At 44.0% G+C, this 19239-nt stretch carries 17 protein-coding genes and 1 tRNA gene; 5 read left to right on the top strand and 13 right to left on the bottom strand.

Annotation, left to right across the window (positions count from 1 at the left end; translation table 11 throughout):
• Window positions 1-166: 166 nt before the first annotated feature.
• Both MgSA37_RS02710 and MgSA37_RS02705 read right to left on the bottom strand, forming a co-directional pair.
• Window positions 167-850: a tetratricopeptide repeat protein gene (locus MgSA37_RS02710; RefSeq protein WP_096349730.1), complete on the bottom strand. Its 684-nt coding sequence runs from the start codon at window positions 848-850 to the stop codon at window positions 167-169.
• A 146-nt stretch (window positions 851-996) separates the two neighbouring features.
• Window positions 997-1290, bottom strand: a complete 294-nt coding sequence (locus MgSA37_RS02705; RefSeq protein WP_096349729.1) for an SMI1/KNR4 family protein — start codon at window positions 1288-1290, stop codon at window positions 997-999.
• Between the two features lie 373 nt (window positions 1291-1663).
• On the opposite strand from MgSA37_RS02705, the gene MgSA37_RS02700 reads away from it, so the two are divergent.
• Window positions 1664-2671 (top strand): IS110 family RNA-guided transposase, encoded by a 1008-nt coding sequence (locus MgSA37_RS02700; protein ID WP_096349728.1) that lies wholly within the window; start codon window positions 1664-1666, stop codon window positions 2669-2671.
• Window positions 2672-2856: 185 nt separating this feature from the next.
• Here the strand turns inward: MgSA37_RS02700 and MgSA37_RS02695 are convergent, their stop codons facing one another.
• From MgSA37_RS02695 to MgSA37_RS02660, 8 genes are all read right to left on the bottom strand, one after another.
• Window positions 2857-3723 (bottom strand): hypothetical protein, encoded by an 867-nt coding sequence (locus tag MgSA37_RS02695; protein WP_157750392.1) that lies wholly within the window; start codon window positions 3721-3723, stop codon window positions 2857-2859.
• A gap of 633 nt (window positions 3724-4356) precedes the next feature.
• Window positions 4357-4638, bottom strand: a complete 282-nt coding sequence (locus MgSA37_RS02690) for a type II toxin-antitoxin system YafQ family toxin (RefSeq protein ID WP_096349726.1) — start codon at window positions 4636-4638, stop codon at window positions 4357-4359.
• Between the two features lie 8 nt (window positions 4639-4646).
• On the bottom strand, window positions 4647-4844 hold the full coding sequence (locus tag MgSA37_RS02685; RefSeq protein ID WP_096349725.1) for a hypothetical protein: 198 nt from the start codon (window positions 4842-4844) through the stop codon (window positions 4647-4649).
• Between the two features lie 157 nt (window positions 4845-5001).
• On the bottom strand, window positions 5002-5790 hold the full coding sequence (locus MgSA37_RS02680; protein WP_172885285.1) for a DUF3800 domain-containing protein: 789 nt from the start codon (window positions 5788-5790) through the stop codon (window positions 5002-5004).
• Between the two features lie 146 nt (window positions 5791-5936).
• On the bottom strand, window positions 5937-6512 hold the full coding sequence (locus tag MgSA37_RS02675) for a hypothetical protein (RefSeq protein ID WP_096349723.1): 576 nt from the start codon (window positions 6510-6512) through the stop codon (window positions 5937-5939).
• 83 nt (window positions 6513-6595) lie between these two features.
• A tRNA-Asp gene (locus MgSA37_RS02670) sits at window positions 6596-6667 on the bottom strand.
• Window positions 6668-6705: 38 nt separating this feature from the next.
• Window positions 6706-7071: a hypothetical protein gene (locus MgSA37_RS02665; RefSeq protein ID WP_096349722.1), complete on the bottom strand. Its 366-nt coding sequence runs from the start codon at window positions 7069-7071 to the stop codon at window positions 6706-6708.
• 276 nt (window positions 7072-7347) lie between these two features.
• Window positions 7348-8802 (bottom strand): RtcB family protein, encoded by a 1455-nt coding sequence (locus MgSA37_RS02660; protein ID WP_096357211.1) that lies wholly within the window; start codon window positions 8800-8802, stop codon window positions 7348-7350.
• Between the two features lie 736 nt (window positions 8803-9538).
• Between MgSA37_RS02660 and MgSA37_RS02655 the strand changes: the two genes are divergently transcribed.
• On the top strand, window positions 9539-10570 hold the full coding sequence (locus MgSA37_RS02655) for a helix-turn-helix transcriptional regulator (protein ID WP_096349721.1): 1032 nt from the start codon (window positions 9539-9541) through the stop codon (window positions 10568-10570).
• 45 nt (window positions 10571-10615) lie between these two features.
• Here the strand turns inward: MgSA37_RS02655 and MgSA37_RS02650 are convergent, their stop codons facing one another.
• Together MgSA37_RS02650 and MgSA37_RS02645 are read right to left on the bottom strand one after the other, a co-directional pair.
• Window positions 10616-11416, bottom strand: coding sequence for a hypothetical protein (locus MgSA37_RS02650; RefSeq protein ID WP_096349720.1), 801 nt, complete (start codon window positions 11414-11416; stop codon window positions 10616-10618).
• A 246-nt stretch (window positions 11417-11662) separates the two neighbouring features.
• The gene (locus MgSA37_RS02645; RefSeq protein ID WP_096349719.1) at window positions 11663-11848 is read right to left on the bottom strand and encodes a hypothetical protein; all 186 of its coding nucleotides are present in this window, start codon (window positions 11846-11848) and stop codon (window positions 11663-11665) included.
• Between the two features lie 66 nt (window positions 11849-11914).
• Here MgSA37_RS02645 and MgSA37_RS02640 point away from each other — a divergent pair, with 66 nt between their 5' ends.
• Window positions 11915-14524 carry a zinc-dependent metalloprotease gene (locus tag MgSA37_RS02640; RefSeq protein ID WP_096349718.1) on the top strand — a complete coding sequence of 870 codons (2610 nt, stop codon included), beginning with the start codon at window positions 11915-11917 and terminating at the stop codon, window positions 14522-14524.
• Window positions 14525-14634: 110 nt separating this feature from the next.
• Here the strand turns inward: MgSA37_RS02640 and MgSA37_RS02635 are convergent, their stop codons facing one another.
• Window positions 14635-14904, bottom strand: a complete 270-nt coding sequence (locus MgSA37_RS02635) for a hypothetical protein (RefSeq protein ID WP_096349717.1) — start codon at window positions 14902-14904, stop codon at window positions 14635-14637.
• Window positions 14905-15139: 235 nt separating this feature from the next.
• Here MgSA37_RS02635 and MgSA37_RS28695 point away from each other — a divergent pair, with 235 nt between their 5' ends.
• Both MgSA37_RS28695 and MgSA37_RS02625 read left to right on the top strand, forming a co-directional pair.
• The gene (locus MgSA37_RS28695; protein WP_183476239.1) at window positions 15140-16090 is read left to right on the top strand and encodes a hypothetical protein; all 951 of its coding nucleotides are present in this window, start codon (window positions 15140-15142) and stop codon (window positions 16088-16090) included.
• Window positions 16091-16287: 197 nt separating this feature from the next.
• Window positions 16288-19212 (top strand): outer membrane beta-barrel protein, encoded by a 2925-nt coding sequence (locus tag MgSA37_RS02625; RefSeq protein ID WP_096349716.1) that lies wholly within the window; start codon window positions 16288-16290, stop codon window positions 19210-19212.
• The last annotated feature ends 27 nt before the right edge of the window (window positions 19213-19239 follow it).

The raw sequence follows: 19239 nt of genomic DNA, 5'->3' as shown, positions 1-19239 counted from the left end.
GCTTTAGATAGTATTATGCAATACAAAGTACTATAAATATTTTATTATCCATAATCAACTCATTAAAAGGCAGATAAACTGGCTGGTTGTTTCAAATTCCGGTGATCCTATCGTATTCCAGAGATTACGCGCATATAGCATCGGTAGACATAGTTTACAGCGGGATTTAAATATTTCTTCCGAGTAAAACCAAAAGTTCTTGCGCTGAACGATGGTCATTATCCAAATCAGCAAGTTTTAAATGATAGGATGCCTTGTGAATTGATCTTTCAACTACTCCTCCATCTATATATATCTGGCCTAAAAAATAGTTTGCTTCATCAATTTCATATTGACAGTTTCTCAATTCAGAGGTGTCTTTTGAGATTCGCAGAAAAATTTCAAAAGCGTTTTTTATACTTTTTTCAGTTCCCATGCCGAAGTAATAACACAAAGCCAACTTTAATGAATTTGAGTTATCGAGGTTTTGAGCAACCTTATAAAGTTCAAATGCCTTTTTATAATCCATTTTATCTCTAAAAAGCACTGCCAAATTATTTGCCGCAATACCCGAACCGTTATCAATCGCTGTTTTATAAAGTTCAATTGCTAATTCTATATTCTGATCACAATAAATCCCTTCACTTAAAAAATCCGCAGTAAGGACAATGGCATCAGCATTCCCATTTTTATACGCTTTATAATACCATTCAAATGCTTTTGGCTTATTTTGCCCGACAATTTCTATGTCTCCTGCTGCTAATCCGTAATCGTAATGCGAAGCAACTTCATATTGAGCAACATTGTCGCCTGCTTTAGCAAGCGCTAACAATATAGACCAATCTTCATGGTTTGTTATTTTTTTAGTCATTTTTAGGTTTAGTTTCTTGTAATTTCACCAGTTCAATCTCATTATCTTGCGCGGGTTTACCAAGATTGGCAGTACGACTGGGCACCTATGCGATGCAAACAAGTCCGAATATAAAGAGATTCTTTGTTGTGTTGTCATAACTGCCGCTATTTTATTGTAGCTTGATTAATATGACGGATACCTGGCAGCGGGTTACTAGTACCCCACCTCTTTTGGCCTGCGCTGCATACCCAGAGAGAGGGGGGTATCTTATGGAAAATATCCTCCCCGGTTTCAAAGCCATCGGTAAACCGGTAAAAGGTTTTAAAATCAGTTGGAAATGTAACACCATAAGTATTTTCGGCCTTATTGATCAACTCCCCGCTTGCTCCTTTATGAAGCGTTAATCCGAGCGGGCCGTTGTAGGTTTTGAGTAATTCGATGGCTTCGGTTATGAACATGGTTCGAATTTAAGCTTATTCGTGTGATGCCGGTACATGGCTTACAAAATATTGCCGTGCGAAGATATGCTGCGGTAGTCAGAGATTACCTTTAGATTAGCAAATCAATAAAATCTAGTTGTTATTGCTTGTTGAAGTTTTCTTTTTGCTTCTTTTTCTTTTGTTAATAACCATGATTTTTGTTGAAAAGGTTAACACTGACAGAGGCGCCTTCAGAGAGACTACCAGGTATTCAGGCCTATTGTCCGATTTAATCCTCTGTCAGTTGTTTAAACAAGCATCAAATAGAAATTAGAGTTCTCAGGCTCATTAGTAAGGTATTGATTGTGTTTAAACCGGTTAACCCTGTTATTAACAATTTAAAAGTAAAGTTATGGAATTTACCTATTTCGTTGGTACGGATGTATCAAAAAATGAACTGGACTTTGCCGTTATGCAAGGTAAGAGACTTTTATTTCACAAGGAGATCGCCAATAATCCACAAGACATTATTGCGTTCCTTAAAGAGTTATCCAAACTACCGGAATTTGCTTTAAACACCGCTGTTTTCTGCATGGAACATACCGGGATCTACAACAATCATTTACTATACTGTTTGCATAAAAAGAAAGCCAATATTTGTTTGGAGGCAGCTACCCAGATCAAGAATTCGCTGGGTAATATCCGAGGGAAGAATGATAAGATAGATGCTATTCGTATTGCTGAATATGCTTACAAAAACCGCGATGAATTGCGTTTATGGACCCCTAAACGGGAAGTTGTCCAGCAATTGGCCCATCTTGCTACCACGCGCGCACGCTTGATAGATGCAAAAAAAATGCTGCAAACACCGCTTAAAGAAACCGGGGCCTTCGTAAATAAGCGCATAGCCAAACAAAACGAATCGGTATGTGCAAAAACTTTAAATGCCATTGAAGCCGATCTTAAAAAGGCCGATCAACTTATGGATAAAATCATACGCTCGGACGAGGAACTAACACGCTTATTTACCATAGTAACGTCTGTGACTGGCGTCGGCAAGGTAACTGGTGTCCAGGTTGTGGTAACCACTAACGAATTTAAAGACATTAGCGACCCTAAGCAATTTGCCTGTCATTCAGGCGTGGCTCCTTTTACAGATGATTCCGGCAAGGTGACAAAGAAAGCCAGGGTATCCCATATGGCCAACAAAAAAATAAAAACGCTTTTACATTTGGCAGCAATGGTGGCTATACAATGTGACCCGGAAATAAAACTATACTACCAACGCATGGTAAACATCGAAAAAAAGAATAAAATGAGCGTTATAAATGCTGTCAGAAACAAGCTTATTCTACGCATCTTCGCTTGTGTAAAGCAAAATAGGTTATATGAAAATAATTATCAAAGATTAGTTGCATAGATCATAGAAATCGGGAATACAACATCGGTTGACATAGTTTGCGGACAGCGGGTCTGCATGACCGCATGCCTGATGATGCACAGGGAATAATAAATATGTTGTAAAACCGGCATCGCTAAATAACGCAAATGGCGCCGTTATGGCGCCATTTGCTGCTATAATTCGTGCTCAACCTGATTATCCCCTTAATCCGTTATATGTAAAGCCTTTTGTACCTCCAAATAATTTTGGGGGTTTACAGCACCCAGTGTGTGTACACCTCCCGGAATAATCACATATCTGAACTGGTGTGCATTGGATATACTGCCGTATGCATTAAGGCTGCTGGCCAGATCAATTTGGATATTCCCAAGCGTAACATTATCCGACCATGTATCCAGATTGGCAGCTGTGCCACTCATATAAGTTATCACAATTGGCAGGCTGCTTACCTGGTCGGTTGGCCATATAACCGGGTTGTATCCATCCAGTTTACCATAAACAAGTACCGACCCCTTATCCAAAATAGCCTGGGTGATCGCCGACGCTGCTATATTGGCATCGAAATGGAAAGTCCCGAAAATTGTATCCTTTTTATAGGTCGGAGGTGTGATCCAATCGGAATAAATTACATTTGCAGTGCCTTTCAAACTTACAGCCGTACCCCATCCACTTGCGGTTTTAGGGCCGTAAAAAGACATGTTGTTCTTATTGATATAATAATCGCCCACTCTGCCAAGCGTAGCAGCCGGCACACCGGCGCCGCTTAGAATGACTGAGCCAGGCGTCCCTACCAGGTGTGTAGCGGCCCCCCACCCTGTTGCAGTTTTTGGCCCCCATAAGTAGTGAAGAGTAGTGTTAATATAAAAATCGCCGACGTTGCCTACAGTAGTGGGCGGGTTGTCGGTACCGCTCCAGATCGCAGTACCAGCTACGTCAGTCGCAATAATAAATGAATTGTCAGCGGTAACGTTTGTGATCTTGGCAGGTTTAACAGCGGTATTTTTTGTGCACGAGATGATAATCATTGTAGCGGCAAAAAAAACAACTAGTGATAGCGTAAGTGTTTTCATTTTAGGTTTGATTTTAAGTTTTAAAATTGGTTGTTTATTGTTTGAAAAAGGAGAGCACTAAAAACGTATAAGGATAGTAAGCAAAAAATAACTTACCCAATTTGAGTATGAACACAGCCTTTTTTCCATACGCCAAAACTATAGAACCTGCCATGCAAACCCTGCAGGGTATCTACGTGATCTCTTGCGTAATTTTACGCAAGATCAAATCGAAAAATCCAGGATAAATTTTGTTTTTATAGGGGGCTAAAAAGGAAAAATGCAATCCTTTCGGGAGAAAAAGGCACAATAGTTTAAATACAAACAGGGGTTATATAATTGGTAATTCGGATACCCAAAGCGGTATCAATAGTCAGGAATGAAAGCCAAATCACTGACAATCAACAAGTATACGATATTTAATTATTATATCAAGCCTCCTATATTAAAATTTACTTTTCCGTTTTAATCTTTCGGCTTGTCCTCCCGGCTTGTGGTCCGCGAAAGAAAAAAACGGTCGTGGCGGAGGGGAGGCTTTAAATAAATCTATTGGCAGGCATCTATCCGGTAGTCAGAGACTACGCGCATACAAAATCCGTAGACACAGTCTACAGCAAGAGCGGCTAGGGGCATAAGCCCCAGCAGATGGACACATTAAAACAAATCAGCATGCGAACCGGTCCGGACCAATTCAAGCAGGTTTATTTGTTCATTTTCGTCCCATATAAGTAGAAGATCTGGTTTTACATGGCATTCCCAATAGCCTTTATAATTGCCGGTAAGTTTGTGTGGGCGATGTTTTTTTTCGAGGCCGGTGTGGCCTTTTTCGGCGAGAACGGTTATTAATTGCTGTAACGCATGAAAATCGTCAGCCGACCGTTTTTTAAGTAATTTTAAATCTTTTAGGAACTTGGTTGAGGTAACAATTTCGAACATAGCCAGAATCAGATGCTGCTGAAAAGTTCGTCAACACTTTTAAACTTTTTACCTTTGCCTGCTTTCAGTTCATTCATCGCAGCAATCGTATCGGCATTCGGGCTATTTTTTTCCTTTTTTACTTTAACAGAAACGCCCAACGCTGTCAGGAAATCCTTCACCTGCTGGGATTTGTTATCTGGAACCTGTATCTCGAGTGTTTGCATACACAAAAATAAATAATAATTTGTTGAATAGCCAATTAGTTTGATGCTGCATGATAGGCCTACCCCGGTAGTCAGAGACTATGCGCATAGCTAATCCGTAGACACAGACTACGGAAAGCGGGCGGGGGAAAACACGCTTGCGGCAGCATGGATTAAGCTATTTAAAACTATCCAAAAGCTTTTTTAATTCTTTGAACTCATTTTTTTCCACAATATCGGTGCCGTTAAGGGTCGATAGTTTGATTTTGTCCCTGAATAATTTAATGCGTTGTAGCATGGGCATGATCATACTGTTTCCGTGGCTAATGAATTTATGCAGATCTTCCAAAGAGGAAGGCAATTTGTAGCCAGTGTTCTCACCTGCGCTACTGCTAACGACCAAGACTCCCGCATCCCGGACCTTGCCAATAACTTTGGTCCTGAAATTATGTTCTGTTAGGGAATCCGGCCTACCGACGGTCAAATGTCGAATCAATTCTTTCGTCCCCGTGTATTTGTTGAATCCGTAATTATTGAAATATAATAGAAGCAACTTGACGCAGTTAATTTGATCGGTGTCATACTGGCTTTTTACTTTCTTTTGATCGATAAATAGATTAGCGCTGTTAAAGCCGGCTGCGGCGATTTCCGGGTTAAAGGTTGCTTCTTCTTTAACGGCTTCAGTATAATATGATCGGTTATCGCTTGGAAAATGATTAAGGCTTGTGATCTTGGGCTGCAAAATATTCAGAAAGTCCTTACTTTCTTTTGATATTTTTGTTTCGTCAAAACATCTTCCTAAGGTTCCTGCTATAAAATCTGCCAGTTGTATCATTGTGTTGCCATGGCTTGCCCCAAAATTAAAATCGCCACCTGAAAAAAGATTGGGCATATGCTCGCGCTGTACATATTTTTTAAACTGGCGCATGAAATCGTTTTCCCCGTGTTCGTCCACAACTAAATCCAAGTCCGGGAATGTCCGGAAGAGTTCTTTATAGACCAGGCCATTTAGAAATTTATAAAATGACGGTTTATATTTAAAACCCTCCCCTTCCAGCTTTTTTTTATTAACGATGACGGCGTAAATAGAAAAATCGACATGGCAGATCTCTTTTAGTATTTTGATTCTTCCCTAAGTTCAAATATCAATTCTGGGTCAAAAACGCTTAATTCGAGTTTCGAAAGCGCATTTTTAATTATTTGCTTTTTATTTAACTTGTGAGAGCTTGGGTCATAGTCTTCCGGATTCCCCTTATGAAAAAAACGATCTATAAAGTCTTTTCTATCAACCAAAATCTGCTCAAGGATTAAAAGTTGATCGGTAAACGGCTTTCTCACTAACGCAAACGCAACACTCATTTTGCCTTTTTGTGCTATAATCATTGATTCATATATGAAATTTACCATGTCGGAAATGATAGACATGACAATGTGTTTTGTTAGGACAATTTCCAAGTCGTCGTTTTTATTTGAAGATTTTAGGATATCGAGAGCAAGTTCCTTTTTTTCAATAAATTTCTTCTTAAGTTCTTCATCTTCGCCGAAAACTATATTTGTCGAACGCATTTCCGAATAATACGAATCTGCTAATATCTCTGTTATATGGTCATATAAGTGAGCACAAATATTGTTGACCAAATGATACTCCTTCGGCAAATTAACTTTAGCGCCTTTTTCAATAATTATCATTTTTCTTTTATTTGCAATGCCTGCTTCTTTTAAACAACAGAACTTCGTTTAAATTTATAAATTAATACCCGATTCGATTAATGTGGAATCGACGGGACTCGAATCCGCAATCACGTGCCTGACAAGCACGCATTCTACCATTGAACTACCACTCCTTCTAAGTCTTAAGTCCTGAGTCGAAAGTCATAAGTCCCTATTTTAACCTCAACACTATCTCCTTATTCTCCGCATCCAAAGTAACCCAATCCAGCGTATCAACATCCGGCAGGCAATCGCTTAAACTTAAACCTTCGCGGCAGTTTTTGAGTGCGCATTTGCCTAATTTAATGGTCATTTTATAACGGTGCTGCCCGGTTTCGCCAAACCATGCCATGGTAAAAACGTGGCGGGGGTTTTTAGATGGCTGATGGGCCATATCGGGATCGTCGATGCCGTCGCACCACATCCATTTATATCTCTTATCGTCGCAATTTTTAAACGCGCGGGATAAATGGTATTCCAGTTCGATGCAAAAATCCCGGGTAAAGGCGGCCTGGATGTTGATGCGTAGTGGGGTCATTTTTTTGTTTTTTAATTTAAAAGGTTTGTCATTTCGACGAGGAACGAGGAGAAATCTTCGACACCTGACGTTACCGCCTGCACAGTTCGGATGCATGGCGTAAAAGATTTCTCCCTACGGTCGAAATGACAAACCTTTTTTCTTTTTTTACTGCTACTACCAACTACTACTGCCACTCCTTTTAAGTCTTAAGTCCCGAGTCTAAAGTCTTAAGTCAGATTCTTCTCCATCCTATTCCTGACTTCAGACTCAAGACTTTCGACTCCAGACTTCCCCCTAATCCTCCGGTCTCTCCTTCGCATCTGCCATTCTTACTATCCTTGGTTCAAACTTTGCCAGTACTTCTACCAGGTTGGTTTGGGCGGCCATAACGGTGTGGATATCTTTATACACCATGGGGGCCTCGTCAATGTCGCTGCCCATCAGGGTGATGCGTTTATCGATGAGGTTGGCGGCCACGGCGGCTTTGTCGATGGTTTTAAAGGCGGCGCTGCGGCTCATCAACCGGCCGGCACCATGACTGGCGGAGTTGATGCTGGCCGCGTCGCCTTTGCCGCGCACCACGAAGCCGGGCGTGCTCATGCTGCCGGGGATAATACCCAGCACGCCTTCGCCGGCCGGGGTGGCGCCTTTGCGGTGTACCATTACTTCGGTACCGTCGGCAAGCTGTTCCTTCCAGGCAAAGTTGTGATGGTTTTCTATCATCATCAGCGGCGCCAAATTCAAAGCCTTCGCAATTTTATGATGGATCTCGTGGTGGTTGGCGCTGGCATATTCGCCGGCCAGGTTCATCGCTATCCAGTATTCCTGCCCTTCGTCCTTATCCAGGTCGAGCCAGGCCAAATGTTTGGCCTCGGGCGGCAATTTGGTTTTGGTCATGGCAATCTTCGAGTAATAATTCGCGATATTCCCCCCAAAGCCCCGCGACCCGGAATGCGACAACAGCGCCAAATAGGCCCCCGCCGGGATGCCTGCCAAGGCGCCTTCGGCGATGGTGAGTTCGCCCCATTCCACAAAATGGTTGCCCGTGCCGCTGGTACCCAGCTGCGCGTAGGCCTTGTCCTTTAAATTACGGATCACTTTGGTTTCGCCCCATGTTTTACTGTCGAACAGCGAGGTATCATGGTATTTTTCAGTAACCCCGCCCATACCGAAATTGGTATGGTCAAGCAACAGTCCTTTCAGCAGATCCGTTTCGCTGTCAACAGTTGCGGCCGGCATGTCGAAAATGCTGAGGCACATGCGGCAGGCAATATCCACGCCCACGGCAAAGGGTATAATGGTATTGGCCGTAGTGGCCAGCACGCCGCCAATGGGCAGGCCGTAGCCCTGGTGCGCATCGGGCATCAGGGCGCCGGCGACAGCTATGGGCAATTGTATAGCTGTTTTCATCTGTGCCAGCGCCCCCGTCTCGATATGTTCGATCCCGAAAACCGGGAAATCAGCAATTTCGGCCTTCAACGTGTGGATACTGCGCTGCTGTTTTACAAATTTGCCTTCCTTGCGCAGGGCGATCACGTCTTCGGCCAGGTTTTTAAACTTGCCGCCTTTTTTAAGGGCATAAGGCATCGGGTCGTCAATCAGCGCCTCCAGGTTAGCCAGGATCTGGTTACGGTCCATTACGCCATGTTTCAGCAAGCCATTAGCCACCCGGCTAAAGTTGACAAGCACCTCCACTTCGTTAATGCCGAGCGCTTTGAGTTCGTTATTGGTTATTTTTTCTTTTTCCATATCAGCCCCCTCTAAATCTCCCCCGGTGGGGGAGATTTTTGATTTTGGGTTTATTTTTAACAATTTTCATTTTACCTCGTTTAAATTTTTACCCTCTTTTTTGCCTGCAAAAGAGAGGGTCGGAGAGCGAAGCGAATCCGGGGTGAGTCAACCCTGCGGACAGGGAACGGCGGCAATGTCGCTCGTATAATTTACTCACCCGGTCGTTGCTTCGCTCGACCACCCTCTCTCCGGCAAGCCGGAAAGAGGGGTTTTTAATTTCAACACCACAAAATAAACCCCCACCTGCGCAATGTATTTGCGCAGTAAAAAATATTTTTATAAATTTCAAGAAAAATAAGGAGATGTGCGGATGTACAAATATGCAGATGTGCAGATGTGCAGATGTGCAAATATTAGAACAAGCTGAACTAAAAGACACGAAGAATTTCTCCGTCAGCAGATAAGCTTCGGGAAAAAGCCGGAAGATGTGCAAATATGCAGATGTGCAGATGTAGAAAATGACGGTTGCAGGACGCCACCCCCAATCAAAAGCGGGCAAAGGCCCGACAGAAAAGCGGGCCGGGGAGTCTGGCCTGCAGCGCTGAAGCTTTTTTCTGTCTTGATTTTTTTGGTCCTTTTTGTATCAAGACAAAAAGGACTAGCCCCCGCGGCAATTGAGCGGCAGCGGCTCCGAATAAAAGAAAAATGCCAGGTAAAACCGTAATAACTAACTAACCAAATCGTAAACCACCCCATGCCTGTTAACCGCAACGCCCTCATCCGCTACCGCACCCTGGACAGCTGCCTCCAAAACCGCTATAAAAAATGGACGCTGGACGACCTGATCGACGCCTGTGCCGATGCCCTGTACGAATACCAGGGCATCAATACCGGCGTAAGCCGCCGCACCATACAGGCCGATATCGAGATGATGCGCAGCAACAAGCTGGGTTACGAAGCGCCGATAGTGGTGGTGGATAAAAAGTATTATACCTATAGCGATAAAGCGTACAGCATCACCAATATCCCCCTTAACAACCACGATATGCAGGTTTTGGGCGAGGTGACCAGCCTGCTGCAGCAGTTTAAAGGCTTTAACCATTTTACCGACCTAAGCGAAATGGTGAGCAAGCTGGAAGATAAGATCTACACGCAAAAAACGCACAGCCCGCCGGTGATCGATTTTGAAAAGAATGATAACCTGAAGGGGTTGGAGTGGATTGAGGTGATCAGGAAGGCCATTGTGGCGAAAAATTCTATTGCTGTTACTTACAGGTCGTTTAAGGCGCGGGAGGCAAGCACCTTTGGTTTCAGCCCGTATTTACTGAAGGAATACCGCAACCGGTGGTTTGTGCTGGGGCTGTCGCATGCGCGGAATTCGCCTTTGTTAACGCTGGCGCTGGATAGGGTGCAGGCCATTGATGTGCATGAGGATGCCTACCGCGAAAACAATAGCATCAACCTGGCCACGTATTACAGCGATGTTTTAGGGGTAACCAAAAGCCCCAACCAGCGGGATTGCGAGGTGGTGTTTTGGATAGACAATGCCAATGCGCCCTACATCATTACCAAACCGGTACACCATACCCAAAAAATGTTGAGTGAGGATGAAGAAGGCAAGATCTTCAGCATCCGGGTGATCTCCAACTTTGAGCTGGAACGGGAGCTGCTGGGTTTTGGGTCGAAAATAAGGGTTTTGGGCCCACGCCACCTGGTAAAGCAAATAAAAACCGAGTTGGCAAGGGCATTGGACAGATATGAAAATACCAGCCCGGGGAGCAGTTAAAAGTATATCCGCCTGGCGGAACATACCACCTTACGTACCCGCCTGCTACCAAGCCCCCCTAACCCTCTTCCACAAAACGTAAGCCACCCTCAACATAAAATAGGGTACAAAAATGACCAGGTAAACTACGCTGGTTTGGTACAGGTCGGCTTCAAATTTGGACGGAAGGGTTTTGCTGATGAAAGCGGTATAATCCAGGATGATGATTCCAAATGCAAGTGTTGTAAAAGCCGCCATTAACGTATAAATCAATCGCTTTTTTATCCTTGCCCTTTTTGCGCCGGCTTTACGGCTTTCGGCAGCGGCTTCATCTTCTTTTGCCTGCTCTTTGTTTAAAATTTCCTCCAACCGGTTGTTGATCGCTATCCATTGCTTGTAATTATCAAGGGTAAAGCCTGCGTATCGAGAGACATAGGCCATCTTTTCATCCCAAAAATCATCAGGGTTGGCCATAAAAAGCATTTCGTCGTAAAATTCAAACTCAAAAAGTTCAAAATCCTCCACCGGGTAGAGTATCTGCGACAAAGCTACCTGCCTGCATACATCGGTAAACAAATCACGGCTAATAGCTTGACCTGTAACTTTTTGATATGCAATACCGATCATTACCCTCTGTACAATTGGCAGCTTTAAGCCGGTAACTACCCTGGTTAAAATTTCAATTTGCTCGTTTCCATCGCGTGCAAGTGATAGTTCAATATAGAAATAGTCCGGCGAGTCTTCGGCAGCAATGATGCTGTCGACCAATGCTGTAACCTCTTCCTTTGAAATCAGGCCATACAGGAGCCCTTCCCGGAATACTTCGGGCAATAATGGGAAAAGGCTTACTTTGGATGGTGATATCATTTATAAATGACTAATATCCATCTTTAATTTAACAAATTCTGCCATTGAGCTAAAACTCCTTTTTATCCGCCCCGTCATGCCGTCCGGGTACGGTTTGACACAAATCCTTCTCTTTTTGCAAATCCAATTTTCGTAACCATCTCATTATCAATTGCGATGTGGTGTACCAGGTGTACCATGTGTATTCATTTGTACCGGGTGGTTCAGGTGATTACCTCTTGCCCTCAATCATTGCAATACCCCGTATCAACCGCAACCTGTTTCCACTGTGTTCAGGGGGAATACTTTGGGTAGTGCCGTCCCTTTTACCCACTCTGTCGACCTTGTCGGCATCTCCCCCAAATCTGCCTGCCGGCTGGCAGGATATAGGGAGAGAAAGATGATGTTGGTTTTACCAGGGCTGGGGTAAATGTCCTTTTGTAACAAAAACATTGATATTATTAAATACTTTGTATTTTGCCTAAGTTTACATCATTACCAACTAATTTAATAATTGATATGCCCGGATATTTAAAAGTAAACCGTTACGTGTTAATTGCGGCCCTGATAGGCGGTGCCGCAGTCAGCTCGTGCAAAACCAAAAAGGAGGCGGAAACGCTCACTGTTAAAACTACCACGCCCAACGGAACAACCACTACGGCCACCGTTAGCAAAGACAAAAAGGAAGGCATTAAAAAATTCAGCGACGTGATCCCTGAGAAAACCAAGGTTGACAAGGGCCTTTTTAATACCTATAAAGTAGAGAATAAGTATTATTACGAGATCCCGGACTCGCTGCTGGGCCGCGAGATGGAGGTGATTACCCGTTTCCTGAAAACGCCCGCCAATATCAAGGTATTTACCCAACAATACGGCGGCGAAGAAGCCAATGAGCAGGTATGGAAGTGGGAGCGCCATGATAAACAGATTTTTATTAAGGTGCCCAGCTATACGATAAGGGCCGATAGTACCAGCGATATGTACAAATCGGTAAAAAACTCCAACCTGGATGCTATCCTGGCTTCATTTGATATTAAGGCCTATAATAAAGATACTACCGGGGTAGTAATTGATGTTACTGATTTTTATAATGGCGATGTAGCCGCCATAGGCATCACCGATGAAATAAAAAAGGCTTATAAGATCTCGGGCGTTGATAACAGCCGCTCGTATATCGATACCATCAAAAGCTTCCCTATAAATATTGAGGCGCGCACGCTCAAAACCTACCGTGCGGGCGAGTCGCCAACAGATAACAGCAACGCGGCCATTACCTTTGAGTTTAACACCTCGATGCTGCTGCTGCCAAAAACACCCATGAAGCCGCGTTTGAGCGACAACAGGGTGGGGTTTTTCGGGCAAACGCAAACTGATTACGGCACCGATGCCCAAAAGGCCCAGGTTACCTCGTACATCCATCGCTGGAAACTGGAGCCAAAGGACGAAGCTGCCTATGCCCGCGGCGAACTGGTTGAACCAAAGAAACAGATCGTATTTTACATTGATCCGGCCACGCCTAAAAAATGGGTGCCTTACCTCATCGCAGGTATTAACGATTGGAATGCCGCTTTTGAGGCCGCAGGATTTAAAAACGCCATTGTGGGCAAAGAAGCTCCAACACCTAAAGAGGATCCTGAATTCAGCACAGAAGATGCACGCTATACGGTAGTGCGTTATTTTGCTTCGGACGTGGAGAATGCCTACGGCCCGCATATATCTGACCCGCGTACAGGCGAGATCCTGGAAAGCCATGTGGGTTGGTACCATAACGTAATGAATTTACTGCGCGACTGGTATTTTGTGCAAACCTCGGCCGCTAACGGCGACGCCCGCCACGCTAAATTTACGGATGAGCAAATGGGGAATCTGATCCGTTTTGTTTCGTCGCATGAGATCGGGCACACGCTTGGTTTACCGCATAACTTTGGGTCAAGCTACGCTTACCCGGTTGATTCGCTAAGGTCAAAAACTTTTACTGATAAGCATGGCACGGCGCCATCCATTATGGATTATGCCCGCTTTAACTATATTGCGCAGCCCGGCGACGGGGTTACCCACTTTTATCCGCAGATAGGCGAATATGATAAATGGGCCATTAAATGGGGCTATACCTGGTTCCCGGGTAAGAAAACGCCAAAGCAGGACAAAGAAACGCTGGATGAATGGGTGAAGGAAAAGGCCGGTAACCCATTGTACTACTACGGCCGCCAGGGCACGATGATCGATCCGCGCCTGCAAAGCGAGGACCTGGGCGATAACGCCATGAAGGCCGGCGCTTACGGCATAGCCAATTTAAAACGCATTTTGCCTAACATAGAAACATGGACCTACCAGAAAGGCCAGGATTACAGCGATCTGCAGGAATTATACCTGGAAGTATTAACCCAGTTTTACCGCTACATGGGCCATGTGGTTACCAACGTTGGCGGCATGAACGAAAACTTTAAAACGTATGATCAAAACGGACCTGTTTATGACTTTATAAGTAAAGATAAACAGCACGACGCCATCGCATTTTTTAACACACAATTATTTACTACTCCATCGTGGCTTATCAACAGCCCCGAATTAAGCAAGTTTGACAACGGTGTTATGGTAAACCGGGTAAAAAGTGTACAAACCGCTGTACTGAATAATGTGCTTTTTCCGCCGCGACTGTCCAGAATGTACGACAATGAAGCGAAAAATGGTACTAAAGCCTATACAGTTGCTGACCTTTTTAATGACCTGCGCGGCGGGATATTTACTGGCGGCAAACCTGATGTATATAAAAGAAACCTGCAACGTGCATATATTGAGGACCTGAAAAGTTTATTAACCGATGATTTTAAGGGCATCCCCGGAATTTCTTCAAGTCAGCTTGCCTCCTATGGTATGACGCCAATTAATATGGTTTTGTCGGATATCAGGCCCATGGTACGTGTAGAATTAAAGCTGATTGATTCGCGTTTACCTAAAGGCGGTGACCCGATAACGGCGGCGCATTATGCCGACCTTGACGCCAGGATAAAAGATGCATTGAATCCAAATAAACCGGTGATCAATTTGCCGGCATCAACCGGCAGAGCACTAACACTTGACCTTCCGGTGGACGAAAACATTGAGCCTGGCAATGGTAGCCGCCCTTAGGATGCAAGCAGCATTTTATAAACAAAAAGCCCTCCGCAAATGGAGGGCTTTTTGTTTAATTCAAAATCGGAAAATATAGTTGAAAGCCTGCCTTAAAATACCTGCTTTTACTACAGCTGGCTGATATTTTCAAAGAATGCTGTTTGAAGATCTAAAAGTGAATTAACTTTTATAGACTCGCCGTAAGCATCAAAGCATAAAAATTTGGAGCTTTTAGGATCATTATTTTTAGCCTTTTCAAAAAAATTGAAAGTTTCAAAAAAATAATGATTGGTCGTTACATTGTCGTTGATATTGGTTTGCGATCCGTTTAACCTGAAACCGATGGCGTCAATCCACCTGTGCACTTTTGAGTGCAATGATCCGCTTACATTTTTCATAGGTTAATTTTTAATGTTTTTAAACGAAAAATCGTGCCATAAGTTTTAAAAATCGCCTGTTAATTTTTAAACAAATGTTTGGGTTTTGCCATCGTTAAGCCTGTTTTAATAATATAAAATACTAAGTAAATATTTTCATATAACAAGAATTGTAACCTATTGAAACTAATTACCGTAGAAAGTGGAAATCAAAATCAAACTTGAAATTATTAGGAAATTAAATTATTCGTTAGTTATGAAATCAAACAGACTTTTACTACCTATTACATTTATGTGCCTGTTAAGCATTGCAGCATGTAAAAAAGATAAAACAGCCGGGCCGGCCGGCGCTACCGGTGCAACCGGAGCTACAGGCTCGCAGGGTGCAGTTGGCGCAACCGGGCCTGCCGGACCACAAGGTCCTTCAGGAGGTGCTACCGGCGCCACTGGTGCAACAGGGGCCACTGGCGCAACAGGTGCTACTGGAGCCACTGGCGCAACAGGCGCAACAGGTGCTACTGGCACAAACGGAACAAATGGAACAAACGGAAAGGATGGCGCTCAAGGACCAGTGGGTCCGGCTGGCCCACAAGGATCTATCGGTGCTACAGGTGCAACCGGAGCAACCGGTGCTACTGGCGCAACTGGTGCCACTGGTGCTACAGGAGCAGCCGGCGCAACAGGACCACAGGGTGTTAAAGGTGCTACAGGAGCCACCGGCGCTACAGGAGCAACGGGTGCCACTGGTGCAACAGGCGCTACCGGAGCAACAGGTGCAAGGGGAGCAACAGGTGCTACGGGAGCCACTGGCGCTACCGGTGCAACCGGCGCTCAGGGCAATGCTAACGTTCAAAGCTTTATATTAACCAAAATGGGGGTTGTTGAAGTTGGCTTAACCAAGCTTTCGATCCCTGCTATTACGCAAGATATTGTTGACCAGGGCACAATATTGATCTACCTGAGAAACACAGGCTCTTCGGGCAGTTGGTATGCTATCCCTTACTCAGAGGCAGGCAACACCATCGACTTGTCAGATTTCGGAGTAGGTTACGTTGATCTTAAAGCAAACTTCACCCTTGCAAATGCGTTCGACTTCAGGATTGTTGTAATTTCGGGCTCAGGACTTACACAATTGAATGTTGCAAATCCGCATCTTAACTTTAAAAACTACTCTCAGGTTTCTCAAGCTTTGCACCTTTCAAACTAAAATCAATATTTAACATAAACAATAAATATGTAAAGCCTCCCGGTTTCTCCGGGGGGCTTTTTCGTTTGTAACAATATTATAACCAGGTATGTAACAATACTATGATTGTTAATTATTTGACAATTTATAATTGAACATTTGCATCAGATTTGCGCCTTATACATTTAATTGAAACGAAAAGTATTTTAATACCCCAAATGAAAACTATATTTTCAATATTGATCTTCTCTGTTTTTACCATCACCGGGGCTTTCGCACAAAGCGGTAGAGAAGTACACGGAACCATCGTCGATTCAACTAAACAAACACTCCCCGGAACTTCAGTTACCCTCGTTTCTGATCAGCATGACAGCACCATTACCGTTACTGATGCAAACGGTAAATTCGTATTCCCTTCCGTCAAAGGCACTAAAGTTGTGGTAACGGCTTCGTCAATAGGTTTCATTACCCTTAAAAGGCATTATGCGCTTGCAAATGACAATACGCCTGCCGATTTAGGTACGATCGTGCTAAAAAGCGAAGCGCGCATGCTTAACCAGGTGAATATTGTTGGGGTGATCCCGATAACCATAAAAGAAGATACAGTTGAATACAAGGCCAGCGCTTACAAAGTACGTGAAAATGCCCCGGTTGAGGACCTGATAAAAAAATTACCCGGCGTTGATGTTGATATTAACGGCAATGTTACTACCCAGGGAAAACAGGTTACCAAGGTGCGGATAAACGGCAAGGACTTTATGGGTGGCGATGTGCAAAGCGCGACAAAAAACCTTCCTGCTGACGTAGTTGAAAATATCCAGATGATTGATGATTATGGCGACCAGGCAAATCTTACCGGCGTAAAAACCGGTGAACCGGAAAAGATCATGAATATCACTATCCGAAAGGATAAAAACTATGGCTATTTTGGCCAGGCCACGGCTGGCGATGGAGAGGATGCACTTCCGCAAAGCCAGGGAATACCTGATGCAAACAGGCATTTAGTATCATTAAATGCCTTTAATTTTAACGGCAATCAGCAAATAGCTGTTTTGGGGAGTATCAATAACACTAACGCAAACACCTTCTCTTTTAACGCTGCCGGCGGTGCCGGAGGGGGCGGCGGTGGTTTTGGTGGCGGCGGCGGGGGTGGCGGCCGTGGTAACGCTGCCAGGGGCGGGCAAAACAATGGCAGCCTTACAAGTACCCAAAATGGTATTAGCGACGCCCACTCTATCGGGGCCAATTTCAGGGACCAATGGGGTAAATACCTTTCGGTTTATGGCAGCTACAGTTTTGCAGACAATACGGTATCAACAACCACCATTAACGACCAGCGGAATACAAATCCTACAAATCCAAGTGAACAGAAGCAAACCAGTATAGATAAAATTGAAAATATAAACCACCGGTTTACATGGAATATGGAATTTAAGCCGGATACCATCAATTATTTAAAAGTTACGCCAACCTTCTCCTATTCAGGCACAAATACACTTGACAACGAAGCCGACAATTTGACACGAAAGTTGCCGCCCCCCACCATTTATACGGTGCTCACCGATGCCAATTCACATGCACCAACTTATGGCTTTACTGCCTTGTATAATCGCAGGCTGCCGCATCGCAATAATTTAAGCGTTAACATAACCCTCAATTCTGCGCCGGGAAGCTCCTATCAAAACCCGGTTTATACTTATACATCGGGTACGCCAACAGCGCCGGTTAACCAAATGATCAACACCTACAGCCGTACAAATAACTATGGGACTTCCTTATCATACCTGGTACCTGTCGGTAAGTTATCGTATCTTGAGTTGACCTATGCATTAAATTATGCGGTTACAACAAACAATAAGCAGGCTGATGTTTTAATTGACCCGCAAAGTACGGTGTTCACCAGGGACAGCGCGCTGAGCAATCAATTCAATTATACCTTTACTACCAATAAGGCAGGCCTTAATTACCGCTTTATTGAAAAAAAGTATAATTATACCCTTGGTGTCGGGGCAGAACAAGCGGACTTAAACGGCTATTCTCCGGCAACCGGGGCCAGCACACATGTGTCAACCTTTAATATTATACCAACGGCCCGCTTTATCTATAATTTTTCGCGCAGCAGGAACTTCTCTGTAAATTATAACGGATCAAGCAGCACGCCTTCATTTTCGCAATTGCAGCCGGTAATTGATTTTTCGAACGCCCTTTACCCCGTAGAAGGCAACCCCAATCTGAAACCGCAGTTTACAAATAACTTTTCCATAAGGTATAATAACTTCAGTTTTCAAACCGGGGATATATTTTTCGCAAGTATTCAATACCAGTCTGTATCCAACTATGTAGCTTCCAACACCATTACGTTTCCGCGTAAATACCTGCCTGACACTGCTTTTCAAAACACAATTTTAACCAAGTATCAAAACACAAACGGCTACAGTACTACATCGGGCCAGTTGACCTATGCAAAACCCCTGGACAACCGTAAGTTTACTTTATATTTCAGGGGAACCGTTACTTATGCTAACAACGTGGGCTTTTTAACAAATATTGATTCGACAACAAACATTGCAACAACGGAAAAAAATATCTCAAAAAACTTACAATTTACCCCCCAGTTTCAATTCAGGGTGGATATTCCGGACAGAATTGACGCCCAATTGTTAACCAACTATTCCATCAATAAAACAAACAATTCAATAAAGGATTTTATAACCAACGGGACGGCAAATGTAAGAACCTGGAACACGGGTATAAATGGCAAAAATTATTTTGGCGACTGGACCTTTAGCTATGATTATACCCACGCTACCAATTATGGGTATGATCCGAGCCTTAAAATAACTAATCCTAATATTTTAAACCTGTATATTGAACGCCGGTTTATGAAAGATCACCGCGGCACCATACGTATATCCGCATTTGACCTTTTTAACCAAAATACAGGTTTCACTACTTCAACCAACGCCAATTCAATTACCGAGACGCATGTTAACCGGCTGGCACGTTATTACCTGGCCACATTTACGCTGAGGCTGCAAAAATTTGCCGGCAAGGCGCCAACCCAGGAACCAGGCATGCGCGGTTTCAGACGAGATGGGGGAGCCGGAGGACCCGGGGGAGCCCCTGGGGGCAGCCCCGAATAATCACGACTCTTCCGCACGGAACATATA

It is taken from the genome of Mucilaginibacter gotjawali (assembly GCF_002355435.1).
Lineage (GTDB): Bacteria > Bacteroidota > Bacteroidia > Sphingobacteriales > Sphingobacteriaceae > Mucilaginibacter > Mucilaginibacter gotjawali.
Note: the sequence above shows the minus strand (reverse complement) of the source record. Positions and strands in the feature narration are given on the sequence as shown.